Raw genomic sequence first — 6,127 nt, 5'->3', positions numbered from 1 at the left:
CGCCATATTTCGTGGGAATGGTCGCGCCGAGCAGGCCAAGCTCGCCCATCTCGGTCATGATCCCGCGATCGAAATCCTCTTCCAGATAGGCCTTCGTCACGCGCGGCTGCAGCTTCTCGTGGGCGTAGCCGCGCGCCGTGTCGCGCACGAGCCGCTCCTCGTCACTGAGCTGGTCGTCCAATGCGAAGGGGTCCGCCCAGTCGAAGGGGGCTGTTCTGGCCATGGTAGATCACTTCCCGCTATCGCGCCCGCGGAGGGTCCCACGCGGCGGCTGTCGCAATGCAGCTACTTTCCGGGCGCCGCGGGATCAAGCGGCTCCTGTACGTCATCCTGCCAGGGGCCTGTCCAGTCATGCCGAATCAGCGTCTTAAAGCAAAGGGAGAGTGTGGCGGATGGGGTGGGATTCGAACCCACGGTGAGCGTGAACCCACGGCGGTTTTCAAGACCGCTGCCTTAAACCACTCGGCCACCCATCCTGCAGCGCTTTCGAGCCGGACTATGTCCGGCGGCTCGGAAAGCGTGGAAACATATATGCCGGCCGCCGCCTTAAGCGCCAGGCGCCGCATCGTGCAAGCGGTGCGACGGAACCCGTGCGCGGCGCGCGCGCTTATGGCAAGAGGCCGAGCGAGAAGGGGAATGTAATGCGTTTCGTCTATCAGATGATGGCCCTGCTGCTGGCGGCCTTTCCGCCGTGGAATGTGGGGGGCGCCGCCGCCATGGCCCAGAGCGGCGGCCTCAACCAGGCCGGATTCGAGATGTACCTGCCTCAGCTGCGCGCCAAGGCGCTCGCGGACGGCGTAAGCCGGTCCACCGTCGATCGCGTTTTCCCGACCCTCCAGTTCAGCTCGAGAACCGTCGAGCTCGACCGCGGTCAACCGGGAGGCACGGCCGGAAGCCCCGCCATCCCGCCTTTCGCCCCCTATCGCGCGCGTCATGTGACGCCGTCGCTCGTCAGCCGCGGCGAGGCCCGCTATGCCGGCCATATCCGCCGGCTCAACGCCATCGGCCGCCGTTATGGCGTGGAGCCCTCGGTGCTGGTCGCCATCTGGGGTCATGAAACCAGCTATGGCGCCGTCACCGGCGATTTCGACCTTCTGAACTCGCTCGCCAGCCTCGCCTACGAGGGCCGGCGCCGGACTCTCTTCTCGGACGAGTTCGTCGCGACCCTGAAGCTTATCGACCGCGGCATCCCGCGCAGCCGCCTGAAGGGCAGTTGGGCCGGCGCCACCGGCTATCCCCAGTTCCTCCCCTCCGTCTACCTTCGCCTGGCCGTGGACGGCGACGGGGACGGGGATGCCGACATCTGGAACAGCCAGGACGACGCGCTCGCCTCGATCGCCAATTATCTGAGCAACGCGGGCTGGAAGCCGAATGTCACCTGGGGCATCCCGGTCAGCGTCCCGGCGGGGCTCAATCGTACCGCGCTCGGCAATCACCTCCTATCGCCCCGCTGCCCCCGCGTGCACGAGCGCCACAGCGAGTGGCGGACGATCGGGGAGTGGCGCCGCCTCGGCATCGTCTCCCAAAACGGTCGATGGCCCGCCGACACCGAGTTCGCGAGCCTGCTGGAGCCCGACGGTCCCGGCCGGACCGCCTATCTCCTCACCACCAACTACCGCACCATCCTCGACTATAATTGCTCGAACTTCTACGCGCTGTCGGTGGGCATCCTGGCGGATGAAATCGCCCGCTGACCCACTGGCGAAGCGCTGCCCGAAGCGTTAAGACTCGGGGCCGCGGCTCGGGACGTGGCCCCCATTAACATAGGAATGGTTCTCAATCATGAAGCCTAAGGCGTTGCTTTTCGGATTTTTTGCGACTGCGCTCACATGGCCGGCCATTGCCGCCGCGCCACCGTTCGAAACGCCCGCGCCGGTCGCCTTCATGAAAGACCTCTCCTCGGGTGCCATCCTCTATGCGAAGGATCCGGATCGCCGCATCCCACCGGCCTCCATGGCCAAGATGATGACGACGCACATCGCCTTTCACCTCGTCAAGCGGGGCGAGCTCAAGCTCGACCAGATGTGCACCGTTCAGCCGGAAACCTGGAAACAATGGCACGGCCCGCAGGCGGGATCGACCATGTTCCTGTCGCCCGGCCAGCAGGTCAGCGTACGCAATCTCCTCCACGGCATCGTCACCGTCTCCGGCAACGACGCCAGCGTCGTGCTCGCCGAATGCATCGCCGGCACCGAACCGGCCTTCGCCGCGCTGATGAATGCGGAGGCGAAGCGCCTCGGCATGACCAACTCGAATTTCGGCAATTCCAACGGATGGCCGGACGAAGGCGTGACCTATACCACGGCCCGTGACCTCACGACGCTCGCCCGCGCGACGATCGAGGAGACGCCCAAGCTGTACAAGGAATTCTACGACCAGGAATCCTTCACCTGGGGCGAGACGATGAGCGGCGAGCCGATCACCCAGCCCAACCGCAACCCGCTGCTCGGCAAGGTCGCCGGCGCCGACGGGTTGAAGACGGGCCACACCGAAGCGGCCGGTTACGGCTTCACCGGTTCGGCCGAGCAGAACGGTCGCCGCCTCATCATGGTCCTCGCCGGCCTCGACAGCTATGGCCAGCGGGTCGACGAAAGCACCAGGTTCATGAATTGGGGCTTCCGCGCCTGGCAGTCGCAACCGCTCCTCACCAAGGGCGAGAAGATCGCCGACGCGCGGGTCCAGCTCGGCAGCGAGGACAAGGTCGGCCTGGTCGCGCCGCGCGACATCGCCGTCACCATTCCGGCGGGGATCTCGCGCGGCAACATGAGCGTCAAGGTCGTCTATGACGGCCCGGTCAAGGCGCCGATCAAGGCCGGCCAGCATATCGCCAACCTGGTCGTCGCCACTGGCGACACCGAACCGCAGACAATGCCGCTCGTCGCCGCCGAAGCCGTCGATGAAGCCGGTTTCTTCGACCGCATCATGGCGGGCTTCGATCATTTCGTCGGCTGAGGTGAAGCGCGGCCGCTTCATCAGCCTGGAAGGCGGAGAGGGGGTCGGGAAATCGACCCAACTGAAGCGCCTCGCCGAGGCGCTGCGTGCGCGGGGGCTAGACGTCGTCGAGACCCGGGAGCCGGGCGGCAGCCCCGGCGCAGAGGCGATCCGCAAGCTCCTGCTCGAAGGCGAGGCCGAGCGCTGGACCGCCGAAACAGAGGCGTTGCTCTTCGCCGCCGCCCGAGCCGACCATGTCGCCCGCACGATCCGCCCGGCTCTGGAACGCGGCGCCTGGGTCCTTACCGATCGCTTCCTCGACAGCTCGCTCGCCTATCAGGGCGGCGCCGGCGGCGTAGGGACCGACGCCATTCGCCAGCTCCACGCGATCGGCAGCGCCGGTCTGCTTCCCGACCGGACAATCATCCTACACCTTCCCGCCGATGCCGCCGCCGGTCGGGCCGCGACTAGAGACGGAGGGGCGGCGGACCGGATCGGCGGGCGCGGCGCCGACTATCATGGCCTCGTCGCCCTGGCGTTCCGCTCTCTCGCCGAGAAAGAGCCCGGCCGCTTCCGCGTGATCGATGCTGCCGGCGCGCCGGAGCATGTGACCGATCGCATACTCGCGACTCTGGACGACCTGCTGTGACATCTCTCTTCGGCCATGACGACGCCGTTGCCGCCTTTCGCGAGAGGCTGGACACGGGCCGCCTGCATCATGCCTGGCTGATCACAGGACCTATGGGTGTCGGCAAGGCGCTGTTCGCCGAGAAGGCGGCGCTGCGCATGCTGGCCGAAGGCGCGGGACCTCCGGTGGACAGACCTGGGCTCGACGTGCCCGACGACCACCCCACCGCCAGGCTCGTCGAGGCAAGGAGCCATCCCGATCTCATGCGTCTGGAGCGTCTCGCGAAAAATGGTGGCGACGAACTGGCGCGCAGCATCACGATCGATCAGGTGCGGGGCCTGCAAAGGCTTTTCTCGACCACGCCGTCCATGTCGCCCCGGCGCGCGGTCATCATCGACTCGGTCGACGACCTCGAACGAGGCGGCGCCAACGCCCTGCTCAAGAATCTCGAAGAACCGCCGCCCAACAGCCTGTTCCTCCTCGTCAGCCACGCGCCCGAGCGCCTTTTGCCGACGATCCGTTCGCGTTGCCGCCAGCTTCGCCTCACTACGCTCGACGATGCCGCCATGACGTCGGCGCTGAAGGCCGCACTCCCCGATGCCGACGAGGCGGAAATCGCCTCTTTGCGCAAAGTGGGGGAGGGCTCCCCCGGCCGCGCCATCGCCTACCGCGGTCTCGATATCGGCGCCCTCGACGGGGCGATGCGCGACCTTGCCGCCAAGGGCGATCCGACCAACGCCCGTCGCAGCCAGCTCGCCCAGAGCCTGTCGCTTAAAGCGGCGCAGCCCCGCTACGAGGCCTTCCTCGCCCGCGCGCCCTCGCTCATCGCCGAACAAGCGAGGCAGCGCAGCGGCGCGGCGCTTGCCGAGGCGCTTCGCTTGTGGGAAAGGGCCTCCGCCCTGGCCGGGAGCGCCACCCGCCTCTCGCTCGATCCTCAGAGCGTCGTCTTCGAGCTTGCCGGGATGCTCGCGGCGCTCGCACCCGAACAGGCTCATGGCTGAACCCTTCTACATCACCACCGCGATCAACTATCCCAATGGACGCCCGCATATCGGCCATGCCTATGAAGCGATCGCGACCGACGTCGTCGCCCGCTTCCAGCGCCAGCGCGGCCGCGACGTCTTCTTCCTGACGGGCACCGACGAGCACGGCCTGAAGATGGCGCAGACCGCGCGCGAGAAGGGCGTCGAGCCCGCCGCGCTCGCAGAAGAAATGTCTTCCTATTTCCGTGAGATGGATGAGCGGCTTAATATCTCGTGTGATCGCTTCATCCGTACGACCGAGGCCGATCATCACCGCGCCAGCCAGGCGATCTGGCAGGCGATGGTCGACGCCGGCGACATCTATCTCGGCCGCTACGAAGGCTGGTACTCGGTCCGCGACGAAGCCTATTATGACGAGAAGGAGCTGGTCACGGCCGACAGCGGCGAGAAGCTCTCGCCGCACGGCACGCTCGCCGAGTGGACGGTGGAGGAGAGCTGGTTCTTCCGACTCTCCAAATATCAGGAGCCCTTGCTCCGGCACTACTCCGACAATCCGAACTTCATCCGTCCGGAGGCACGGCGCAACGAGGTGCTTCGTTTCGTGGAAGGCGGCCTGTCGGACTTGTCCATCTCGCGCTCCAGCTTCGACTGGGGCGTCAAGGTGCCGGGCGACGAGCGCCACGTCATGTACGTCTGGGTAGATGCCCTCACCAACTACCCGACCGGTATCGGCTATCCCGACGAAACAGAAGCGTACAAGCGCTACTGGCCGGCCGATATCCACATGATCGGCAAGGACATCGTCCGCTTCCACGCCGTCTACTGGCCCGCTTTCCTGATGTCGGCCGGCATTCCCTTGCCGAAACAGGTGTTCGGCCATGGCTTCCTCCTCCACCGCGGCGAGAAGATGTCGAAATCGGTCGGCAACGTCGTCGATCCGCTCGATCTCGTGGAAGCATTCGGCGTCGACCAGCTCCGCTACTTCCTGCTGAGGGAAATCACCTTCGGCCAGGACGGCAGCTACAGCGCCGAAGCGATCGTCAACCGCGTCAACGCCGATCTCGCCAACAGCTTCGGCAATCTGGCGCAGAGGACTTTGTCTTTCATCGCGAGGAACTGCGATGGGGTGCTACCGTCCGGCGGCAGGAGCGACCCTGCCGATCAGGCTCTCCTGACCCTGGTGAGCGAGGTCGTTCGTCGCGACATGCCGGCGCATTTCGAGGCTCTAGAGCTCAGCCAGGGCGTCGAAGGCTGGCTGAAGGCCGTCTTCGCATGCAACCAATATATCGACGCCCAGGCGCCCTGGGCGCTGCGCAAGACCGACCCCGAGCGGATGATGGCCGTGCTCGCCACGCTCTACCAGGCGATCCGCGACCTCGCGATCGCCATACTGCCGGTCATTCCAGCCTCCGCGGGACACCTGCTCGACCAGATGGACGTGCCCGAGGGCGAGCGCGACTATGCAGCGCTTGAGGATTCAGACAGTTACGAAAGACTCGTAAAGTCGGATTTCAAACTGGAGGCCCCGACGCCCATATTCCCCCGTCTCGAAACGCCCGCGACCGATTGACCCAGGCGGCTCCTT

General features: G+C 66.1%; 6 protein-coding genes and 1 tRNA gene. 5 read left to right on the top strand and 2 right to left on the bottom strand.

The annotated features are described in order from the left end of the window. Together VIR62_RS11140 and VIR62_RS11135 are read right to left on the bottom strand one after the other, a co-directional pair. Positions 1 to 223 (bottom strand): acyl-CoA dehydrogenase family protein (locus tag VIR62_RS11140; protein ID WP_431871287.1); only part of this gene is annotated, 223 nt, incomplete at its 3' end. Between the two features lie 163 nt (positions 224 to 386). Continuing rightward, a tRNA-Ser gene (locus VIR62_RS11135) sits at positions 387 to 476 on the bottom strand. Between the two features lie 165 nt (positions 477 to 641). On the opposite strand from VIR62_RS11135, the gene VIR62_RS11130 reads away from it, so the two are divergent. The 5 genes from VIR62_RS11130 to metG all read left to right on the top strand — a co-directional run bounded on the left by VIR62_RS11130 (position 642) and on the right by metG (position 6,112). Next, positions 642 to 1,694 (top strand): lytic murein transglycosylase, encoded by a 1,053-nt coding sequence (locus tag VIR62_RS11130; protein ID WP_431871286.1) that lies wholly within the window; start codon positions 642 to 644, stop codon positions 1,692 to 1,694. Between the two features lie 88 nt (positions 1,695 to 1,782). Continuing rightward, positions 1,783 to 2,952, top strand: a complete 1,170-nt coding sequence (locus VIR62_RS11125) for a D-alanyl-D-alanine carboxypeptidase family protein (RefSeq protein WP_431871285.1) — start codon at positions 1,783 to 1,785, stop codon at positions 2,950 to 2,952. After that, positions 2,897 to 3,580, top strand: coding sequence for a dTMP kinase (tmk, locus tag VIR62_RS11120; RefSeq protein WP_431871283.1), 684 nt, complete (start codon positions 2,897 to 2,899; stop codon positions 3,578 to 3,580). Before VIR62_RS11125 ends, tmk begins: the two co-directional genes overlap by 56 nt. Further along, entirely contained in the window at positions 3,577 to 4,560 is a 984-nt protein-coding gene (locus VIR62_RS11115; RefSeq protein WP_431871281.1) for a DNA polymerase III subunit delta', read from the top strand. The genes tmk and VIR62_RS11115 overlap by 4 nt, the downstream gene beginning before the upstream one ends. Beyond that, positions 4,553 to 6,112, top strand: a complete 1,560-nt coding sequence (gene metG / locus VIR62_RS11110) for a methionine--tRNA ligase (RefSeq protein ID WP_431871279.1) — start codon at positions 4,553 to 4,555, stop codon at positions 6,110 to 6,112. The genes VIR62_RS11115 and metG overlap by 8 nt, the downstream gene beginning before the upstream one ends. Positions 6,113 to 6,127 lie beyond the last annotated feature (15 nt).

It is taken from the genome of Allosphingosinicella sp. (genome assembly GCF_036570505.1).
GTDB lineage: Bacteria > Pseudomonadota > Alphaproteobacteria > Sphingomonadales > Sphingomonadaceae > Allosphingosinicella.
Note: the sequence above shows the minus strand (reverse complement) of the source record. Positions and strands in the feature narration are given on the sequence as shown.